The following is a 19,051-nucleotide window of genomic DNA, read 5'->3' on the forward strand; positions in this document are numbered from 1 at the left end:
AATCAGAGGCGATGCGACGCCGTTCTCGCCGGGACTCTCGATTTGCCGTGGCCCTCGTCATGCTCGCCTCAAGGTAGGCGCGCAGCGGCAATCAGTCAACTTGCCTGAAGAAGCCTCCGGTTGGCAAGCCCGCCGTCACCAAGTCGGGCTACATGTTCTGGACTTCTGGTTCCTGGCCCGGATACGACTTCCACAACCCGTCAACCCGGACCCCTTCGACCCATCACCCAGAAAGCAGGTCAAGAACACACCATTCCGCCACCATCACTCTCGCTGCAGGGCAAGAAGGAAGGTGGAGATCTACGGCAACATCCTGCCGCTCGACGCTACGACAGCTCCGGCACGTCCACTTTCATCCTCAACGCCAGCGTCCCGATGCCTGCGGCTTCGGCGGGGTGCCCCATCAACGAGTGGATTTATGTCTCGATGAAGCCGGGCCAGAAAGCCAAGACGTACGGCGCGGCTACGAAATTCTCGTGCGCGGCACCTTCAGCATTGCAGAAGAGGTGGAGAAGGTCGCATCGTAGGCCTCTACTCCATCGTCGCCGACAGCGTGCAGTGACCACCACGCCGCTGCTCGACGTCACGGGCCTGCAGAAGAGCTTTCTCTCGCCAGAGGGCGAATCCACACTGATTGTGGATGTGCCGCAGTTCCAACTGGCCGAGGAGAGCAGGTGGCCGTCCGCAGCGCCAGTGGTTCCGGCAAAACCACATTCCTGAATCTCATCGCCGGCATTCTCCAAGCCGACAAGGGCACCATCGTGCTCGCCGGGCAGACGATGACGTCGTTGTCTGAGAGTGGCCGCGATCGAGTGCGTGCGAAAACGATCGGGTACGTCTTTCAGAACTTCAACCTCCTCCAGGGCTACACCGCGATTGAAAACGTGATGCTCGGGATGTTGTTTGGGTCCGGTGTTGACCGCGCACGCTGCGCAGCAGCTGCTGGAACGCGTGGGCCTCTCGCATCGTGTCAACTACCGTCCTCGCAGTTGTCGATTGGCCAGCAGCGCGAGTGGCCGTGGCGCGTCGCCCTGGCGAATCGTCCCAAGCCGTGCTGGCCGATGAACCCACCGGCAGCCTGGACCAGCGCCACGCGGGCGAAGCGCTCGAACTGATTCGCGAAGCCTGCAGGGAGAATGGCGCAGCCCTGCTGCTCGTCAGTCACGACCCGGCCGTCCTCGCACTGTTCGACCGGTCCGGGATTTGGCGGACTCAATCAGGCCGCCGCCGCGTCACGCCGTCTCGGCATCGGGGGACACCGATGAACCTCATGTTCTCGTGCGGCGCAGTCTGCGACAGCATCGCCTTGTCGTCGTTTGTCACGATCGTGTCGGTAGGCTGGCGGCCGGCCTCACCATGTCGGTGTTTGCCATCAACGCCCAGACCCACGATGCGTTCACTGGTGGCAAGGTTGGATTTGATGCGGTGCTCGGCGCACGTGGCAGCCAACTCCAGCTCGTGCTCAACACCGTGTTTCACCTCCGGGACGTCAGGGGGAACATCCCTGGTCGCTCTACTAGCGAATTTCCGAAGACCCGCGCGTGACATTGGCCATTCCTTACGCGGTGGGCGACAACTACCAGGGCTACCGCATTGTCCGGTACCACACGCGGGAGATGTTCACCAGGAAGTTCACCTACCGCGAAGGACAGGGCTTTGTGCTCGAACCCGGCGGCCGGGTGTTTGACGAGTCGAAGAAGGAAGCGATTCTCGGGAACTACGTCGCGGAAAGCTCGGGATGACCGTCGGGTCCACGTTCACGCCGTATCACGGCCTTCAATTCAGTGAACGCGAAAAGCACCAGGATGAATACACAGTCGTGGCGATCGTGGAGCCCACAAACGGCCCATCCGATCGCGTCGTGTGGATTCCCATCGAAGGCATCTATCGCATGTCGGGCCACGTGCTGCGCGGTGCGGGCAAGCCCATGCGCGCTCGGCCCCGGCGAGGTCATCGCCGAGGAGAACCCTCGAAGTCAGCGCCGTGATGCTGAAGTTGCGCAACCCGCAGGCTGGGTTTCTGCTCAACGGCCAGATCAACCAGCAGGGCAAGGTGGCCACGCTCGCGTGGCCCATCGCTCGCGTAATGGCGGAGCTCTTCGATCGCATCGGCTGGGTCAGCCGCATTCTGACGATGGTGGCGTATCTGATTGTGGTGGTGGCGGCCGGTTCGATTCTGGCCAGCATCTACAACACGATGAACGAGCGCCGGCGCGAGTTCGCCATTCTGCGCGCCCTCGGCGCCAGGCGCTCAACCGTGTTCTCAGCCATCGTTCTTGAGGCGTCCACCATCACCACGATTGGCGCGCTTCTGGGATTCCTCGTGTACGGCGGCATCCTCGCCGCAGCCTTTGTCATCGTGCGCGCGCAGACCGGCGTGGTGCTTGACGCGTTCAGGTTCGATCACGCGCTGTGGATGACGCCCGTCGGGATGATTCTGCTGGGTGCCCTTGCCGGCCTCGTGCCGGCGTTCAAGGCCTATCGCACGGACGTCGCGTCGAAAGTCCTCGTAGGGCGGCCTGAACCTCAAGGCCGCCAGGTTCGCGGCCTGGGTCTCAAGTCCGCGGCCTTGCCTAAGTGCTAGACTGGCGCGGCTCTTTCATGAAACTGGCGGCTGGCGACAAACTCGGCCCTCGAAATCCTCGGACTACTCGGTTCAGGCGGCATGGGCGAGGTCTATCGCGCCACATGACGACCGGCTGCGCCGCGACGTGGCGATCAAGGTGTCCAACGCAGAGTTCACGGAGCGCTTCACCCAGGAGGCGCGGGCGATCGCATCGCTCAACCACACCAACATCTGTCACCTCTATGACGTGGGCCCGAACTACCTGGTCATGGAGCTCGTGGAAGGCGAGACGCTCAAAGGCCCGCTCGCCTTCGACGATGCGCTGCCGATCGTGCTGCAGCTGATCGACGGCATCGAGGCCGCGCACGAGAAGAACATCATCCATCGGGATCTGAAGCCCGCCAACATCAAGATCACGCCCGATGGCGTGGTGAAGATCCTCGACTTCGGTTTGGCGAAGGCTCTGGATGTGACGTCCTCGAGCGACACCAATCCGGAGAACTCGCCCACGCTGACAGCCGGCGCAACGGTCGTCGGCGCGATTCTGGGCACCGCGGCCTACATGTCTCCGGAGCAGGCGCGGGGCAAGACCGCCGATAGGCGCTCCGACATCTGGTCGTTCGGTGTGATTCTTCACGAGATCCTCACCGGCACACGACCTTTCCAGGGCGAGTCCATCGTCGAGATTCTCGGCAGCGTCCTGAACAAGGACCCTGATCTGTCGAAGGCTCCGGCGCGGGCGCAGCGCTTGCTGCGATGGTGCCTCGAACGGGATCGCAAGCTTCGATTGCAGGCGATTGGCGATGCGCGACGGTTGCTGACGGAAGCTGCGCCGTTGGACGCCGTGGCGTCCGCGGCAGGAACGTCAGGTGGTCTGCTGAAATGGGCGCCCTGGATCACCGCGGCCGCCGCGCTTGGGGTCGCGGCGTTCCTGTTCCTGCGTCCGGCGCCCGGGAACGACGGTGATGTGACGAGGTTTACCGTCACACCTCCGCCGGGTCATACATTGCCGAGTTCGTTTGACTCCGGAACGATGGCGATCTCTCCCGACGGGCGTGCGATCGTGTTCGTCGCCCAGAGCGGCTCAGGCACGACGGCGCAGACCGCGTTGTGGGTACGTGCCATCGATTCGTTCGCCTGGCGGAAACTGGACAACACTGAAGGTGCCAGACAACCCTTCTGGTCGCCGGACTCCAGGCACATTGCCTACTTCGCCTCGGTCGATAACGGCCGCAGACTCATGCGGATTCCCGCGAGTGGCGGTGCCCCAATTGTTATCTGTCCGATCCCTGACTCATCGGGAGGCGGGACATGGTTTCAGCCGGCAGGTGATCCCGAAGGCGTCATCCTGTTTGGCACGCCAGCGTTGGGCGGTGCCATCAATCGCGTATCGGCGAGTGGAAACGGCTTGCCAGAGGCGGTCACGCGGAGCGAGAAGGGCGAACGACACACGTTTCCACAGGTCCTTCCCGACGGCCTGCGGTTCCTGTTCCTGGAAGATGGCGGCGACCGGCCCGCAACGTATGTCCAGAAGTTCGGCGAAATCGAGCACCGGACCCTGCTGGCAGAGGGACCGAACCTGGCCACGTTCGCGCCGGACCATCTTCTGATACAGCGTGACGACGTACTGCTCGCGCAGCCGTGGGATTGGGACCAGTTGAAATCGAAAGGGGAGCCGATCCCTGTCGCCGATGGCATGCCCAACGCGCGTCGCGCGTTTTCCGTGTCCGCTGCCGCATTGGCGTATCGCACGGACATCGCGGGTGCTGTTCATCAGTACCGCTGGTTCAGACGCGACGGGACTCCCGAGGGCGCAGCCCTCACGCTGCCCGAGGGCCAGTGGGGCGACGTCGATCTCTCTCCGGACAATCGGCGCGCGGTGGTCGCGCGAACGACGGGTGTCGACGCCGGCGATCTCTACCTCGTGGAATTCCCGTCCGGTGTCGTGTCTCGGCTGACCTCGGACGGCCGGTTGAAGTCTCGACTGGCCTGGTCTCCCGATTCGCGACGGATCGTTTTTGCGACTAGAGGCTCACGCGAGATCCACCAGATAGTGGTCGGCTCCGGCAAACCAACGCTGGTCCATACCGCTGCCGAGCCCGTGGGACACCTGGCGTGGCTCAAGGACGGCATCCTGATTAGTGGTCGCGCCAAGCTGATGCTGCTCCCCACGCCCGAAGAGAACGTGACCACGCCCGTGACGGCGCAGCCGCGCGTGTTGACCGACCAGCGGGGCGGGCCACATCGGGTCTCTCCAGACGGCAAGTGGGTGGCCTACGTCACGCAGGTCGAAGGCGTGTGGGAACTGTGGGTCGCCGCCTTTCCATCGTTCACCGACCAACGCAAGATCACGAGCGACGCCGTCGGGCCGCGCTGGCGTGGCGACAGCAGGGAACTGATCTTTGTGCGTGGAGACCGCGGCCTGATGTCCGTTGACGTCAAACCCGGCTCGTCTTTCGAATTCACTTCTCCCAAGCCCCTGTTGAACCCAGACGACGCGCAGATCAACGGCCCTTCGAACTACGCCGTGACGAGCGACGGCCGGCGCTTCCTGATGCGGGTGAGCGCACCGGCCCCTGCCGCGGGTGAGCAGATCTACGTGGTGCTCAACTGGCCGAAGTTGCTCGTGAAGTAAACACGCCCGTCAACTCGCCCCGCGAGTTGCTCCGAAGTACAACATGTTCCGCGCGTCCGATCGCGCCATCGCGATGTCGAGCAGGCCGTCCTCGTCGAGGTCGCCGACCGCGAATCCGTACGCAGTGCCTTCGGCATCGCCGAAGGGAACGGCTGTGAAGGCGCGCGGTCCGTCGTTGAAGTAGACGACCGGGCGTGACTCTACGTACCCGACGATGACGTCCGGCCGCCCGTTGCGATCGAGGTCGGCAATGGCGATGGCGTAGGGCCGGATGTCGCGGGGGCCGAGCGGTTCGGCAGCCGCGTAGGTGCCGTCGGCGAGGCCGCGGTAGATGGCGGGGCCCGTGCCTTCGTCGATCACCGCGAGGTCGATCAGGCCATCCCCGTCCAGATCCACTGGTTCGGCACTCCGAATCGTGGCGTTCGCCGGCCCGAACGGCCGACGACTTGCGAAGCGGCCTTTTCCGTCGTTCAGATACACGTAGCTCTGCCCATTGTCCCGATGCGGGACGACCAGGTCCGGCGCGCCGTCGCGGTTCACATCAGCGGCCTTGATGGTGGTGGCGGAGCCCTCGGTCACGGCGGCGCAGTCGGCCGCGAACCGCCCGCCGCGTTCGCCGAAGCAGATGAAGCTCGGGCCGGAGCTATTGCCGTACCGGTTCGCCAGCACGACGTCCGGCAGGCCATCTCGGTTGAAGTCGGCGACGCTCACGTGCCGCGTGCTCCAGTTGCCCTGCCCGAACGTCGAGCCCTGCGTGAATCGCCCGCGGCCGTCGTTCAGATGAACCACTTTCGGATCGGGTGTGTCGTTGCTCACCACCACGTCGAGGTCGCCGTCGCCGTCCATGTCCACCAGCAAGCCCGAATACGAACGGTCGGGCCGGCTGCCGAGCGTGTAGGCGGGCGCGAATCCGCCCCGGCCGTCGCCAGGCAGCACGATGTCGTCGAGCGGCCAGTGACGGCCTTTGACCAGCACGAGGTCGAGGTGGCCGTCGGCGTTGAGGTCGCCAATCGAGACGTTCGCCGATGTCGCGCCTTCAGCCTCGAGCGCGAGGCGGCGGGCGAAGCTCCTGGAGCCTGGCTGCTGGATGGCCAAGGCCCACGATCCGGCGGCCAGGAGCAGCGCAGTCACGGAGGTCACGGTCACACGCATCAGCTCTCTCCTGACACCGGGCCGAGCAGGTCTCATTGGTTGCCGGCCATGTCCCGGAAGATGATAGCCGTCAACTGACCGAAGTTGCTCGTGAAGTAAACACGCCCGTCAACTCGAACCGCCTCAGCAGGTGTTCTCCGGGTGGGCAGCCGGCGAGGTCTCGAAAGTCGCGGATGAAGTGTGCCTGATCGGCGTAGCCGCACGTGACGGCCGTGCGTGTGCCAGGAGACGCAGACTCGCACTCTTCGAGCACTCGCAGCGCGTGCTGGAATCGGGTGATGCGCGCCAGGCGCTTGGGCGTCACGCCGACCGTCCTCAGGAACGTCCGCTCCAGCTGCCGCCGCGTCACCGAGACTCGGGCCGCCACAACGTCGATCGGCATGAGGCCCTGCGTGCCGGCGATCAGTTCCACGGCCGCCCGGACGCGCGCGTCAATACGATCGACGGCGAGCCATCGGGGCAGCATCTGTTATGCGAGCGCGACGGCCTCTGTCAGGTCCACTGTCGCGGCACGAACGTCATCGAGCGCGCGCTTGAGTGCCGGCGCGATCTCGTCGACGCCAATCGTGAGCCCAGCGAGTGCCTGTTGGGGCGTGTCAATGAGCGCCGCCGCGCCGTACGGATGGAAGCGTACGCCAAGGACGCCAATCACACCGGTCGGCCTCAGCAACAACTGTGACGTGAGCTGACCGGCGAAGATGACCTCCGGCTGCCGCTCAATACACCCATCCGCATGGACCCGCTCGAAGGCGTCGCCGAAATGCAGGATCAGTTCAGGCCGGCCGTCCGGAAGTATAGGTTGCGTGTCGGCGCCGAGCCGTGACGCGTCGCCGGAAAGGGTCCAGAGGCAAGCCACGATGCCGGCCAGGTCCGGATGCGGCGGAAATTCCGCGCACTGCATGTAGGCAGAGAGCCTGACACAGGCGCCTGCGTCGGCTCAAGCTGGGGATCTCCTGGGCTGTTCCTCCAGCCCGAGGGGCACCGCTACTTCTTCCGATTGAACGCGAATACCGTGGGCTTGGACGTGCCGCCGGCGCTGATCATCGCATCCATGCCGCCGTCCGGGCGCTTCACGTATCGGATCATCTTCGGGAAGTTGTGCGCGGGATTCTCAAACGTCGCGCTGTCGGCGTCGAGTTTCGTCAGCGTGAAGTCGGTCGCCGTCCCGGCATTCGGCATGGCCGTGTAGACAAGCGTGCCTTCGCGTTCAGAGATGCACAGGAACTCAAACTCGGTCATCACGTCGCCGCGAAGAGTGCGGCTCGTGGCGATCATGCCACCACCGGCACCGGTGGACCATCGCTCTTCGATGCTGCCTGCGGCGGTGGTACTCATCCAGTCGCCGGCGATCCACGCAACGTCGGCGATTCGGGCCGGAGCCACGGGCGGCGTCTTCGGCGCAGAAGGCGGATCTTCGGGCAGCACCTCAGTTGACCGCTGATACACCGTGCCGACCGGCTTGGGCTGGCCCGTGACCGCATCCCGCATGCTCGCTTCAACCACGATCGTGTCGGCAGAGACGGACCGGAAACGATAGACAACCGGCGCTGTGGGGCGCCTGACCGTGGTGGCTCCGGGCGCCAGGGTCCCGGTGATCGAGTACTTAAGGACGTCACTCTCCCAGGCCATCGAAATCAGCTGCGCGGACTGACCGCGGCACGGTCGGCCCGGATCAAGCACAGTGGTTTCGGTGCCGTCGAGCGGCAACACGTTGGTGAGCGCTGTCGCCCGCCCGCGTACGGGCCGGACGAGCGCCATGTTCTTGCCCTCTTGTCGGAGCGCGAACCGGTCGCCAAACACGGCGCCTGGGGCAGCCTCGATGGACGGTGGCGTGTTCTTGGTCGCCACCCACGTGCCGCTCAGGTTGGGCTGCTGTTCAACAAGTACGGTGGTCGCACCGGCGGTGAGCCCGATGGCCAGGAGGGCCAGGATGTTTCGCATAGATGCGTCACTCTAGCCCTTGCGGATGGGCCTGTCTTGAACGAATGCGACGCGTTTACGCTTTTTGTTCGCTTTGGGTGCGCCATCGGCGCTAGGCTGTGAAAGTGTCCAGCCATCCAGCCGTAAAGGGTCGAGGGGCGCCGGCCAATCCCTCCGGCCGCTTTGAAAGGCTGGCCTTTGTGCAGGAGCCGGGCGACGAGCCCGACGACGACAGGCCGGCACTGCCCACTGAGTTGTTCAGGGACACGTCAAAGAGCATCCTGGCCTTCAACGACAGTCCCGATGTGCCGATGGACGCGTCCGTGAATCCGTACCGCGGCTGCGAGCACGGATGCATCTATTGCTACGCGCGCCCGTACCACGAATATCTCGGCCTGTCCGCCGGTGCCGATTTCGAAAGCAAGATCTTCGTCAAGGAAGATGCCGCCGCGCTGCTGCGCGAAGCGCTCGCTGCGAAATCCTGGACGCCCCAGGTGATTGGACTGAGCGGCGTCACCGACCCGTATCAACCCGTGGAGCGCAAACTGCGAATCACGCGCGCGTGCCTGGAGGTGCTTGAGCAGTGCCGCAACCCCGTGGCCGTCATCACCAAGAACCATCTCGTGACGCGCGACATCGACCTGCTGGCGTCACTGGCGCAACACCAGGCCGCGCAGGTGTTTCTTTCAATCACCACACTCGATGATGACCTCGCGCGCGTCATGGAGCCGCGGGCATCGCGTCCGGCGCTGCGACTGGAAGCCGTGCGGAAGCTGCGCGAGGCTGGCATACCCGTGGGCGTGATGGTGGCGCCCATCATTCCGGCGCTCACCGACCATGAAGTGCCCGCCATCCTCGAGGCCGCGGCTGAGGCGGGCGCCATGATGGCCGGCTGCACCGTCGTCCGTCTGCCGCACGGCGTCAAAGATCTGTTCGAGGCGTGGCTTGAGGCGCATGCGCCGCTTCGCAAAGAGAAGGTGCTCAACCGGCTTCGCGCCATGCGCGACGGCAAGCTCAACGATCCGAAGTTTGGCAGCCGCATGGTTGGCCAGGGCCCGTTCGCTGAGTCCATCCACCAGGTGTTCGACCTCCATCGACGCAAACTGGGGCTGAACCAGAGGCTCACGCTCTCCACACAAGCCTTTCGGCGCCCTGGCGGCAGCCAGATGCGTCTGTTTGGCTGACTCCGACGGTACAGCCTCCGGCTCGTTCGAGCCTGTAGGATCAACCTGGAAGCATGGCAGTCCTGTGAGAATAAGAACGCTCGTGGCCCTCGCCTGTGTGACCGTCCTCGCGGCCGGGTGTGGAGATCCGTACGAGGGCGCCAGCGCTCTGCAGGCCCAGAAGGCGCAGCTGGAGCGTGAACTCGAAGGATTGCGCGAGTCGGCGGCGCTCGTCAGCCGGGGTGAGAGCCTCATCCCGGCCTCCGACGTGGTGGTGGCGATTCAAGAAGCGCTTATCCAGGGGTTGATCGCGCGGCGCCTTCCGATCGATATCGAGGCGGCGCCATACAAGATGGTGCTCACCGCGGTGGAGGTGGGTTTTCACGGCGCACCCACCGTGCAACTGCGCGGCATGGTGAGCCGGGACGGACTGCCGGGCATTGTCGTCGCCGTGAAACTCATCGGGGCGTTGAGCCGCATCGACGTGGATACCACGACGTTCACGTTGCGAGCCCAGATATCCGCCGACCATCTGGAAATTGAGTCCACAGCCGGCGTCGGGTCCCTGTTCAGCGGATCGTCGCTGGATGATGTGGCCGAACTGCTGCGGCTTGAACTGGTGGAGCAGCTGCCGGTCGTCGAGATTCCGGTGCGCATACAGGAAGACATCCTCATTCCTGCCGTCACAGACGGTCCGGTGCAGATCGCGAGCGTCCGATTTCCCGTGAAGGCGTCGGTCTCACGGGTGTTCGCGGCGAACGGCCGCTTGTGGATTGGCCTGCACGTCGAGGTGGCTCAGGCCGGCAAGGGGGCACCGTGACCCGCCGGCACGTCACCGTACTCGTGGCGACTTTGGCCGTGGTCGCGACGTTGATGACATCGTGGCTGATGGTGAGCCGGTCACGTGCGGGGCGGCGAACCATCGCGAAGCTGCAGGCCGACATGGTGACTCTTACGGCCGAGCGCGATCGACTTCGGGCCGAGGTGGTGGGCGCGGTGCACCTCGATAGCCGCCTGACAGGCGGCCCCGACAAACCGCTGCGTATTGGCATCCCCACCACGCTGGCGCGTACGGTGGTGTCAACGCTCGCCGCAGGCGTGACCGATCAGGTGTCGCTCACGCTGGCCAATCTTCGCGTCCGGAGGCAAGGCGAAATCCGCCGGGTGGTGTCGCTCGGCGACTTCGACCTCACGCTTCGCGTCAAACAGGTCAACGTCAAGCTGGGCGCCGGCACCCCGGACCTCCAATTCGGCGGCAACCAGATGCGCATGGCGATGCCGGTGCGCGTGGAATCGGGCACGGGCACGGCCGAGATCGATTTCCTCTGGCACGCGCGAGGCATCAGCAACGCCGTGTGTGGCGACATGACCATGCTCGAGGTCGTCACCGGCACCGTGACTCCGGCCGTCTACCGCCTCGCCGGCACCCTGCAGCTTTCCACCACAGACGACGCGATCATGGTGACCCCGCGCATGCCGGCGCTTCGCATTCGGGTGCGGGTGGTGCCATCAAAAGCCTCGTGGGACCTCGTGCAGAAAGCACTCGACGCAAAAAGAGGTCTGTGCGGATTTGTGATCGACCGCGTGAATATTCCCGAGGGACTTGAAGGCATGCTGGCCCGAGGTTTCAGTGTGCGTCTGCCGATCGAGAAGGTGCGACCCATGGCCCTGCCGATCGGGTTTGCCCAGACCGTGATGGTGCGCGGCACACCGGTGCAGATCGGGGTCAAGGCCGGCGGCCTCATGATCACGAGCGACATGATCTGGCTTGGGGCCGACGTCACCCTCGTCACTCTGCCGCTCCCGCTTCCCGTACCGGCCCCAACGCCGGCGGGTGGGCCCAGGGGCAGCGGGACGTAACCCGGCGCCGATCCGGCCCGGGTTGTGCGATGCTGACGACATGAATCGGCGATTTATTGTGAGCAGTGTTGCCGTGTTGGCGATCAGCGTCGCGACGTTTGTGGCGGTCCGTGGCGTCAGCCCGAGCCGGGCGCCCAACGTCGCAACGCACCGGTTCAGTCCTTCACCGTCGTCAACTCGTTCCCGCATGATCCGGGCGCGTTTACGCAGGGACTGGTCTACGCCGACGGGGAGTTTCTTGAAAGCACCGGGCTGTTCGGCGAGTCATCTCTGCGCCGGGTGGAGATTGCCACGGGCAAGGTCCTGCAGCGCAAGGCGATCGATGCGAAGTACTTCGCTGAAGGGCTGGCCCTGGTGGGTGATGCGCTCGTGCAGCTCACCTGGCAGAGCAAGATCGGGTTTGTGTACGACCGCAAGACGTTTACGCAGCGCCGGACGTTTCAGTACCAGACGGAAGGATGGGGGATCGCCTACGACGTAAAGGGCGGCCTTGTGATGAGCGATGGATCCGACCGGCTCACATTCCTCGATCCAAAAACGTACGCCGTCACCCGCACCATCCGCGTGACGGACGCGGGTCGCCCCGTGCCGCAACTCAATGAGCTGGAGTGGATTGAAGGCGAGATCTGGGCGAACGTCTGGCAGACCGATCGAGTGGCCCGCATCGCGCCGGCCACAGGTGCGGTCAACGCATGGGTGGACTTCTCGACGCTGTGGCCCCAGGCCCGCCGCACGCCACCTGCCGACGTCCTCAACGGCATTGCCTACGACGCCGCAGGCAAACGCATCTTCGTGACCGGCAAGAAGTGGCCGAGGGTGTACGAGGTCAGGACCAAGTAGGGCCGGAGGGGTTCATGGCCAGCCGGGGTCCAGGAGTCCTGGGTCCAGGGGTCGGCAGAGAATGCGTACTCGGGCGACACTGAAGGTGGCAGTTCGTGCCAGATCCCACGGTAGTCCTATCGATTTCCTCACGTTGTTGATGGCACAGCGGTTGATTGTCATCAAGCATGGGTGTGAAGCGACTTGAGGACCTGGTGGCGTTTCAGTTGGCGGTGGAGTTCAAGCTCGAAGTCTATCGACTGATTCGGGAGAGTCCGGCTGCGAGGCGGGACTTCCGATTCCGGGCCCAACTGTCTGATGCCAGTGCGAGTGTTGAGGCGTGCCTGGCTGAAGGGTGGCATCGTTACGTGGCGGGTGAGTTCGTCACGTTTCTCCGATACGCGAGCGCCTCCCTTGCCGAAGCGGAACGTTGGCTTGGCGATGGTGTCGCTCGAGGTTACTTCGAGTCGCACACCATCGCCAAGAGCCTCGACACTGCAGGCCGATGCGGCGCCGCTCTCACCAATCTCCGCAAGACCCTCGAGCCATTCACCAAGAAGGCCAAGAAGAACGCTCGCGGCATTCTCTGACGACTCCTGGACTTCGGGACTCCAGGACCTCGACAAACAAGACCGACCCCGGGACCCCAGGACCCCGACAAGCTACTGAATCTTGAACGCGACCGACGCCATCGTCCTGTCCCACATGACCGCGAGGCGGCCACCGGTCTTGGTCATGTCCACGAAGGCGATCGTGAACTCATCAACCGAGTACGGCAGCGCGTCGAGCTTCATCGGCACGCGAAGGACGTCGCGGTCCGCCGTGTAGTTGTAGGCGCCCCAGAGTTCGGTCTTGTTGGCCGGGTCGTAAGCTCTGCTGCGGGCCAGGAAGAGAGCACGAACGTCCACTCCTTTTCGCCGAGGCCGATGTACATCGAGTACTCTCCGGCCGGCAGGGCTTTGCCGGCGAAGTCCAGCGCCACGTCAGTCTTGAACCGGGTGGACTGGTCCGCGCCCGCACGCCAGACCGGCGCACCGGCGTTCAGCGTCTTGCCGTAGTCGGCCCCGGTGCCGAAGATATTCGCGCGCTGCCGCAACACGGGCCGACCGTACGTGACGTCGATCCACTTGCCGCCCTGATACGTCGAACTGCGTTCGCCCTTGACCCAGTCGCCACCGATCTGCGTCGAGGCCTGACCCCGGCCACTCGCCGGCCGATTCGCCGGTGCCTGCGCCGCAAGCGCCACACCCATCACCGCCACCACACCACACACCAATAACCGCTTCACCATTCGTTTGCTCCTTTGTGACCGAGCGTCGTGGTCCTGGAGTCCAGGAGTCCCGGGGTCGCCTCTGAACCCCTGGACCCCTGGACCCCTGGACCCCTGGACCACGACAAATATCACGACTCCCGGACCCCAGGACCCCGGGACGCCGACAGGGGTGCAGGACTATTTCACCACGTCCTGCACCGCTGTTCTCGCCATTGGATGATACCCGTCTCTCGCCTTGGCGAAAATGCGGACCGCCAGGGCCTTGCCCTCGGGCGTCGCGGCCAGGTCGCGATACAGGGGGAGGATGAGCTTCCGGCGTCCGATGCGGACCATGTAGTCTTCCATCGCCGCGCACGCCTGTGTATAGCGCGTGGCGATTGCGAGCCTGAACCAGGCGTGCGCAATCTCCGAGTTGCCTGACTTCGTGAACCCAAACTGCCCGTCGAGCGCCCGCATTTGCGCCGGAGTCAGCGTGCGCGGCAGCGCATCCACAAAGTGAATCCACTCATGCGCCGACCACGACTTCGACGCAGACGCGAGCGTCGCAATGGGCGCGCCGGCAAGCCAGGCGTCGCGCGCGGCTTCCACCCTGACAAACGCATCGGACTTCGGCAGCACCGCAAAGGCGGGCACACCTTCCGAGCGCAGCCACTCCTGCACCTGGGCGTCGGTGACCGCGCCCGGCACCCGCGCCATCAGCTCGGCCTTCAGGAACGCCAGGAAGCTCTCCGTGGTGGCGCTCTGGAAGGCGTGTGTGTCGAACCACTTCCGCAGGAACGTGTCGAACTCCTGGCGTCCGTACTTGTCTTCCAGGAACCTGAGAAACAACGCGCCTTGTTCGTACGCCACCGACGAGTACGCGTCGTCCGGATCCCGGCCGGTCATGTCGGGCAGCAGCGTCTTGTCGCGCGGCACGGTGATGGTCGATCGCGAGTCTGCGAGGTCGGCTACGCCAATCATCGCTTCCATGTCGGCCCGATCCTTCCCGTACAGCGCTTCGATAATGCGGCGCTCGAGGTAGGTGGTAAATCCTTCGTTGAGCCAGAAGTCGGGCCACGTGGCGTTGGTCACGAGGTTGCCCGACCAGGAGTGCGCAAGTTCGTGAGCCACGAGAGAGACGAGAGACTTGTCGCCGGCGATCACTGTCGGCGTGGCAAACGTCAGCCGAGGATTCTCCATCCCACCGAACGGAAATGACGGCGGCAACACCAGCAGGTCATACCGGCCCCACCGGTACGGCCCATACAGCTTCTCGGTAGCGGCCACCATCTGTTCGGTATCTTCAAACTCCCGCGCCGCGGCCTCCACCACGGAAGGCTCCGCCCAGATGCCGGTGCGCGGGCTCATCGCCTTGAACGTGAGATCGCCCACCGCAAGCGCGATGAGGTACGACGGAATCGGCTGCGGCATCCTGAATGTGAAGACGCCCGTGCCGGCGGTGCCCGGCGTCATCTCGGCCGCCATCACCGCGACCAGCTCTTTCGGCGTGCGAATGGTCGCGTCGTACGTCAGACGGACCCCCGGCAGATCCTGCAACGGAATAAACGACCGCGCCTGGATGGCCTGGGCCTGCGTAAAGAGGAACGGATGCGCGCGCCCGCCGTCTGCGCCGGCGTGAGCCACTGCAGGCCTTTCGCGTCGGGCGACGATGAGTAGGTGATGCGGGCGCGGTCGGCTCCGGGTGGCATCGCGACTCGCAGCGCGCTGCCAAACGCCGGTGTCGCGGCGTCGAGCCTGAACGTCGTCGGAACCCACCCGGCCGTACCAATCGCAGCCTCGGCCTTCGTGATTGTGAGGTCGCGCGAGTCCAGCACCAATTCAGTGGCGGTCGGGTCGCGCCGCTCGAACTGCAGTTCCACGGTGCCCGCCAGCGTCTTCGCGCTAAAGTCCGTCGTCAAATCCAGCACCATGTGTTTCGTCGTGAATGCGTTGACGTTGGCGTACGACGACGAGTCGGTGGGGATGGGAATCATGGGGTGTCTTTCGAGCCGCAGCCCGCGAGAAGGGCGCCGGCCGCCAGAAGGTACGCAGATGCCGTGAGCCGTCGGTAGGTCCCGGGTCCAGTGTCCAGGGTCCAGAGTCCTCTGTCGGGGTCCTGTGGGGTCCCGGGGTCAGCGATGCAGCGGGATGGGAGGTCTTAGAAAAAACCTCATCATCTCCGTGTCTCCTGTGATCCGTCGTGACAAGGATGCAGCGCGACGTGAAGGTCTTCCAGAAGGTCCTCCGCGTCTCCGTGACTCCTGTGATCCGTCGTGATCGCGATGCAGCGCGACACCAGGCTCATGCCCCCCAGTCTACTGCCGAGGTGCGGTACGCTGTGAAGATGAGCAAAAGGCCGTCGATGCTCCGTTCGTACACTGGGCTGATCTGCTCACCCTGGCCAACGCAGGGTGCGGTACGGTGACGATCTTCGCCTGCCTGAGCTATCTAGCGGGTGATCAGGAACGCTGGCTCTGGACGGCCTTTGCCCTCCCGGGCTGGCGCTGGTGTTTGACGCCCTCGACGGATGGGTGGCGCGCCTGGACGTGCGCCACAAGTCGGTGATGGGCGCCGAACTGGATTCTCTGGCCGACATCGTGTCGTTCGGCGTGGCGCCCGCCGTGCTGGCCTACACGCTCGGCCTGCGTGGGTTGTGGGACGCGATCTGTCTCACACTGTTTGTGTGCGCCGGCATCAGCCGCCTGGCGCGATACAACGTGACGTCGAGCGCCCTGACCGACACCGCCACAGGGAAGGTCCGCTACTTCGAAGGAACACCGATTCCCACGAGCGTCTTCCTGGTGGTGGTGATGGCTCTGCTGTTTGCCTTCGACCTGACGGGATCAAACTTTGTGGGCGGCCACGTGAATCTCCTCGGCCGGCAGTTCCACCCGTTCTCCCTGCTGTTCCTGCTGAACGGCAGCCTGATGATCAGCACCATCAAGGTGCCGAAGCCCTGACGGGCTCAAGGGTGCCGAAGCCCTGACGGGCTCAAGGGTGCCGAAGCCCTGACGGGCTTAAGGGTGCCGAAGCCTTGACGGGCTCAGGTTCGGGTCTTGACCGGGCAGGTTGAGACTCCAAGCAGCGTGTACAGCGGGCACGTGCCCAGGGCCCCGGTCAGAATCGGCACCACGCCGATGTAGCCCCACGCGCCGATGGTGCCCATCGCCGCCATGCCGACAAGGGCCACGCCCAGACGACCCTCGCCACACGTTCCATTGGATGTTCGTTCACTTTTAGCAGGCTGCTCATGCGGTGCTCCTAGTCAAGGTCTCGAAGGTCGTCGGTCAGTTGTTCGTTGAGCGCGCGGTCGTCTGCTGCCGGGCGCGCTTCGGGAGGGGCCGTAGTCTCACCCGGCGCGCTGAAGCGGCGAATCACGCCGACGATCAGGAGGACGCTACCCACGAGTGCCAGCGGCGGCAATACGTACAGCACGAGGTTGCTGCCGTGCGCCGGCGGCACCACGAGGACTCCAGGGCCATGCTCGGCGACATACGCGGCAAGGATGACCTCTCGATTCTCGCCCTTCGCCAACCGGGCCCGAATGTCGCGACGCACCTCGTTGGCCGTGGGTGACTGATGCACAGAGACCTGCTGCCGGAAGCAGCAGGGCGCCATCAGCAGGTCCTCGATCTCGCGGGCCTCCCGTTCAGGGTCGGTTGCGCCCACCGCGACGCTGCCGAAGACCATCATCCAGACCATCCAGCCGCGCAGCCGTGTCATGACGTTCCCGCTCCAATCCGGCCGCCCGAGGGCGCCCTTCCCCCCTTAAGACTCTGAACCGGGAAAAAGGTGACAGATGGGCGTATCATCGCGAATTATGACCTCACGCCTTATCCTCAGCGTCCTCATCCTGGGAACGATGATCGTCGAACCGGCCGCGCTTTCGGCCCAGAACGCGGCCGCAGCGGCCGCCCAACTCCAGAATGCCTCGCCGCGGGCGATCCGCCGCGATGTGCCGCTGACCAACGCGATTCGGCGCGCCATTGACGCCGGCACCCGCGATCTCACTGGGCGGCCCGGCTCCAATTACTGGCAACTGGAGACCGACTTCACGATCGAGGCCCGGCTCGACCCGGCAACCCCAGACCATCCCCGGCACCGAGACCATCGTCATTCACAACAACAGTGCGGCGCCGTTGAACGAGTTGGTCATGCGGCTTGACCACAACATTTTCCGCGGCCTGGTGCCGCGCGGCATGTCAGTGCCGGCCGAGAACACAGACGGCATGGTCGTGACGCGCCTGGCCATCGATGGCACAGTCATCGACCTGACGCCTCAGACTGGCGGTCGCCGTGGTGGCGGTGCCGGCGCGGGCGGCGCGCCCGCTCAGCGTTCGAATGCCGTGACGGGGCTCACCCAGACCGTGGCGCGGATCAGTCCCGCGAATCCGATTCCTGCAAAAGGCACCGCGCGCCTGGAAGTGGCATGGCGTACGAAGTTGCCGGGTGGACCGGCTGGCAGCGGCCATCGCATGACCCAGCGTTGGGATGACACCCTGTTCCAGCCCACGCAGTGGTTCCCGCGGCTGGCCAAGTACGACGACATGCGCGGCTGGGACACGAGCCTGTATCTTGGTCCGTCGGAGTTCTACAACAACTTCGGCAAGTTCGACGTGAAGATCGATGTGCCCGCCGGCTGGATCGTCAGCGGCACTGGCGTGCTGCAGAATCCGGAACAGGTGCTCACCGCCACGGCGCGCCAGCGCCTGGCCACCGTCCTCTCGTCCGACGCCATCGTCACCATCGTGGGTCCAGACGAGATTGGCCCAGGGCAGGCGACGGCTCCCGGTGAACGACTCGTGTGGCACTTTGCAGCCGACAAGGTCAACGACTTTGCGTGGGCCACGGCGAAGAAGTTGTGTGGCAGGCCACACGCGCCACCATTCCCACCAAGGGCCCGGTGCCCATCCACATGGTGTTTCTGCCCGAGCGTGCCGCGCAGTTTGCCAATGCCGGCCAGATCACGCGTCACGCGCTCGAGTTTTACTCGAAGTTGTGGACGCCGTACCCGTTCCCGCAGCTGACGCTTCAGGACGGCCCCAGCGCGGGCATGGAATATCCGATGGTCATCAACTCGAACCAGGGCGCGGCCGACCATGAGGCGGCACACCAGTGGTGGCCGATGATGGTGGGCACGAACGAAACACGCTATGGCTGGATGGACGAAGGATTCAACCAGATATGAATGTGCTGTCGGCCGCTGATTCGCGGGGTGTGCCGGCGAATCTGAACGGCGCAGGACAGAGTTACGGGCGTACGAGCGGCAGCGAAGACGAGCCGGCAATGATGTGGTCGGCGAATGATGCCGGCGTGATGTACGGCTTCCAGACCTACTCGAAGGCGCCGCTGATGCTGTCCATGCTCGGCGGCATTGTGGGAGACGAGGCTGTGCAGCACGCCATGAGCGAGTACTCGAAGGCATGGGCCTTCAAGCATCCTCGCCGTGGGACTATGTCTTCTTCATGAACAACGCCCTCAAACAGGACCTGGGCTGGTTCTGGCACTACTGGCTCTGGACCACGGAGTCTGTCGATGGCCGCATCGCGAACGTCGCCACGGCCGGGGCGCGGACAACGGTGACGGTGCGGCAGGATGGCCAAATGCCGTCACCCGTGGTGTTGAAGGTGAAGTTCACGGCGCCCGGTCAGTTGCCGCGGCCTGTAGCGAATGCCACGGTGAAGT

The 19,051-nt window shown here is 64.6% G+C and carries 19 protein-coding genes and 4 pseudogenes; 14 read left to right on the forward strand and 9 right to left on the reverse strand.

Annotated elements, in window-relative coordinates; genetic code table 11:
• Positions 1 to 558 precede the first annotated feature (558 nt).
• From IPL75_15525 to IPL75_15540, 4 genes and pseudogenes are all read left to right on the forward strand, one after another.
• On the forward strand, positions 559 to 720 hold the full coding sequence (locus tag IPL75_15525) for a hypothetical protein (GenBank protein ID MBK9241631.1): 162 nt from the start codon (positions 559 to 561) through the stop codon (positions 718 to 720).
• Complete coding sequence (locus IPL75_15530; protein MBK9241632.1) at positions 675 to 1,115, forward strand: ATP-binding cassette domain-containing protein; 441 nt, start codon at positions 675 to 677, stop codon at positions 1,113 to 1,115. The genes IPL75_15525 and IPL75_15530 overlap by 46 nt, the downstream gene beginning before the upstream one ends.
• A 241-nt stretch (positions 1,116 to 1,356) precedes the next feature.
• Positions 1,357 to 2,583, forward strand: a pseudogene (locus tag IPL75_15535) (ABC transporter permease).
• A 127-nt stretch (positions 2,584 to 2,710) separates the two neighbouring features.
• Positions 2,711 to 5,200, forward strand: coding sequence for a serine/threonine-protein kinase (locus IPL75_15540; GenBank protein MBK9241633.1), 2,490 nt, complete (start codon positions 2,711 to 2,713; stop codon positions 5,198 to 5,200).
• 9 nt (positions 5,201 to 5,209) lie between these two features.
• Here IPL75_15540 and IPL75_15545 read toward each other — a convergent pair whose 3' ends face one another.
• From IPL75_15545 to IPL75_15560, 4 genes are all read right to left on the reverse strand, one after another.
• A complete protein-coding gene (locus IPL75_15545; protein ID MBK9241634.1) occupies positions 5,210 to 6,352 on the reverse strand; it encodes a VCBS repeat-containing protein in 1,143 nt (380 codons plus the stop codon).
• A gap of 70 nt (positions 6,353 to 6,422) precedes the next feature.
• Positions 6,423 to 6,818 (reverse strand): AraC family transcriptional regulator, encoded by a 396-nt coding sequence (locus IPL75_15550; protein ID MBK9241635.1) that lies wholly within the window; start codon positions 6,816 to 6,818, stop codon positions 6,423 to 6,425.
• Positions 6,819 to 6,821: 3 nt separating this feature from the next.
• On the reverse strand, positions 6,822 to 7,253 hold the full coding sequence (locus IPL75_15555; protein ID MBK9241636.1) for a hypothetical protein: 432 nt from the start codon (positions 7,251 to 7,253) through the stop codon (positions 6,822 to 6,824).
• A gap of 83 nt (positions 7,254 to 7,336) precedes the next feature.
• Complete coding sequence (locus tag IPL75_15560; GenBank protein ID MBK9241637.1) at positions 7,337 to 8,293, reverse strand: hypothetical protein; 957 nt, start codon at positions 8,291 to 8,293, stop codon at positions 7,337 to 7,339.
• Positions 8,294 to 8,397: 104 nt separating this feature from the next.
• On the opposite strand from IPL75_15560, the gene IPL75_15565 reads away from it, so the two are divergent.
• From IPL75_15565 to IPL75_15585, 5 genes are all read left to right on the forward strand, one after another.
• The gene (locus IPL75_15565) at positions 8,398 to 9,456 is read left to right on the forward strand and encodes a PA0069 family radical SAM protein (GenBank protein ID MBK9241638.1); all 1,059 of its coding nucleotides are present in this window, start codon (positions 8,398 to 8,400) and stop codon (positions 9,454 to 9,456) included.
• Between the two features lie 82 nt (positions 9,457 to 9,538).
• Positions 9,539 to 10,255 carry a hypothetical protein gene (locus IPL75_15570; GenBank protein ID MBK9241639.1) on the forward strand — a complete coding sequence of 239 codons (717 nt, stop codon included), beginning with the start codon at positions 9,539 to 9,541 and terminating at the stop codon, positions 10,253 to 10,255.
• Positions 10,252 to 11,295 carry a hypothetical protein gene (locus tag IPL75_15575; GenBank protein ID MBK9241640.1) on the forward strand — a complete coding sequence of 348 codons (1,044 nt, stop codon included), beginning with the start codon at positions 10,252 to 10,254 and terminating at the stop codon, positions 11,293 to 11,295. Before IPL75_15570 ends, IPL75_15575 begins: the two co-directional genes overlap by 4 nt.
• Before the next feature lie 51 nt (positions 11,296 to 11,346).
• Complete coding sequence (locus IPL75_15580) at positions 11,347 to 12,135, forward strand: glutaminyl-peptide cyclotransferase (protein MBK9241641.1); 789 nt, start codon at positions 11,347 to 11,349, stop codon at positions 12,133 to 12,135.
• A gap of 167 nt (positions 12,136 to 12,302) precedes the next feature.
• On the forward strand, positions 12,303 to 12,704 hold the full coding sequence (locus IPL75_15585) for a four helix bundle protein (GenBank protein ID MBK9241642.1): 402 nt from the start codon (positions 12,303 to 12,305) through the stop codon (positions 12,702 to 12,704).
• 72 nt (positions 12,705 to 12,776) lie between these two features.
• Here IPL75_15585 and IPL75_15590 read toward each other — a convergent pair whose 3' ends face one another.
• The 3 genes and pseudogenes from IPL75_15590 to IPL75_15600 all read right to left on the reverse strand — a co-directional run bounded on the left by IPL75_15590 (position 12,777) and on the right by IPL75_15600 (position 15,360).
• The gene (locus IPL75_15590) at positions 12,777 to 13,022 is read right to left on the reverse strand and encodes a DUF2911 domain-containing protein (protein MBK9241643.1); all 246 of its coding nucleotides are present in this window, start codon (positions 13,020 to 13,022) and stop codon (positions 12,777 to 12,779) included.
• Positions 12,905 to 13,405: a DUF2911 domain-containing protein gene (locus IPL75_15595; protein MBK9241644.1), complete on the reverse strand. Its 501-nt coding sequence runs from the start codon at positions 13,403 to 13,405 to the stop codon at positions 12,905 to 12,907. Before IPL75_15595 ends, IPL75_15590 begins: the two co-directional genes overlap by 118 nt.
• 159 nt (positions 13,406 to 13,564) lie before the next feature.
• Positions 13,565 to 15,360 (reverse strand): annotated as a pseudogene (locus IPL75_15600) (M1 family metallopeptidase).
• Between the two features lie 350 nt (positions 15,361 to 15,710).
• Here IPL75_15600 and IPL75_15605 point away from each other — a divergent pair.
• Positions 15,711 to 16,326 (forward strand): annotated as a pseudogene (locus IPL75_15605) (CDP-alcohol phosphatidyltransferase family protein).
• A gap of 83 nt (positions 16,327 to 16,409) precedes the next feature.
• On the opposite strand, the pseudogene IPL75_15610 reads toward IPL75_15605, so the two are convergent.
• Together IPL75_15610 and IPL75_15615 are read right to left on the reverse strand one after the other, a co-directional pair.
• Positions 16,410 to 16,618 (reverse strand): annotated as a pseudogene (locus tag IPL75_15610) (DUF2892 domain-containing protein).
• Between the two features lie 9 nt (positions 16,619 to 16,627).
• A complete protein-coding gene (locus tag IPL75_15615; GenBank protein MBK9241645.1) occupies positions 16,628 to 17,089 on the reverse strand; it encodes a cytochrome c-type biogenesis protein CcmH in 462 nt (153 codons plus the stop codon).
• A 97-nt stretch (positions 17,090 to 17,186) separates the two neighbouring features.
• Here IPL75_15615 and IPL75_15620 point away from each other — a divergent pair, with 97 nt between their 5' ends.
• The 4 genes from IPL75_15620 to IPL75_15635 all read left to right on the forward strand — a co-directional run.
• Positions 17,187 to 17,531 (forward strand): hypothetical protein, encoded by a 345-nt coding sequence (locus IPL75_15620; GenBank protein MBK9241646.1) that lies wholly within the window; start codon positions 17,187 to 17,189, stop codon positions 17,529 to 17,531.
• Positions 17,521 to 18,393, forward strand: a complete 873-nt coding sequence (locus tag IPL75_15625; protein MBK9241647.1) for a hypothetical protein — start codon at positions 17,521 to 17,523, stop codon at positions 18,391 to 18,393. Before IPL75_15620 ends, IPL75_15625 begins: the two co-directional genes overlap by 11 nt.
• A 157-nt stretch (positions 18,394 to 18,550) precedes the next feature.
• A complete protein-coding gene (locus IPL75_15630) occupies positions 18,551 to 18,835 on the forward strand; it encodes a hypothetical protein (protein MBK9241648.1) in 285 nt (94 codons plus the stop codon).
• Positions 18,832 to 19,051: M1 family peptidase (locus IPL75_15635; GenBank protein MBK9241649.1), on the forward strand; the 220-nt coding region annotated here is incomplete at its 3' end. The genes IPL75_15630 and IPL75_15635, both read left to right, overlap by 4 nt.

This window comes from Acidobacteriota bacterium (assembly GCA_016716905.1).
In the GTDB taxonomy this organism is placed as follows: Bacteria; Acidobacteriota; Vicinamibacteria; order Vicinamibacterales; family SCN-69-37; genus SYFT01.

Bases quoted from the DNA above. Each gene is read 5' to 3' on its own strand.
- IPL75_15545 (MBK9241634.1), bottom strand. From the start codon at position 6,352: ATGCGTGTGACCGTGACCTCCGTGACTGCGCTGCTCCTGGCCGCCGGA.
- IPL75_15555 (MBK9241636.1), bottom strand. From the start codon at position 7,253: ATGCAGTGCGCGGAATTTCCGCCGCATCCGGACCTGGCCGGCATCGTG.
- IPL75_15585 (MBK9241642.1), top strand. From the start codon at position 12,303: ATGGGTGTGAAGCGACTTGAGGACCTGGTGGCGTTTCAGTTGGCGGTG.
- IPL75_15595 (MBK9241644.1), bottom strand. From the start codon at position 13,405: ATGGTGAAGCGGTTATTGGTGTGTGGTGTGGTGGCGGTGATGGGTGTG.
- IPL75_15625 (MBK9241647.1), top strand. From the start codon at position 17,521: ATGCGGCTTGACCACAACATTTTCCGCGGCCTGGTGCCGCGCGGCATG.
- IPL75_15615 (MBK9241645.1), bottom strand. From the start codon at position 17,089: ATGACACGGCTGCGCGGCTGGATGGTCTGGATGATGGTCTTCGGCAGC.
- IPL75_15550 (MBK9241635.1), bottom strand. From the start codon at position 6,818: ATGCTGCCCCGATGGCTCGCCGTCGATCGTATTGACGCGCGCGTCCGG.
- IPL75_15630 (MBK9241648.1), top strand. From the start codon at position 18,551: ATGAATGTGCTGTCGGCCGCTGATTCGCGGGGTGTGCCGGCGAATCTG.
- IPL75_15620 (MBK9241646.1), top strand. From the start codon at position 17,187: ATGACCTCACGCCTTATCCTCAGCGTCCTCATCCTGGGAACGATGATC.
- IPL75_15560 (MBK9241637.1), bottom strand. From the start codon at position 8,293: ATGCGAAACATCCTGGCCCTCCTGGCCATCGGGCTCACCGCCGGTGCG.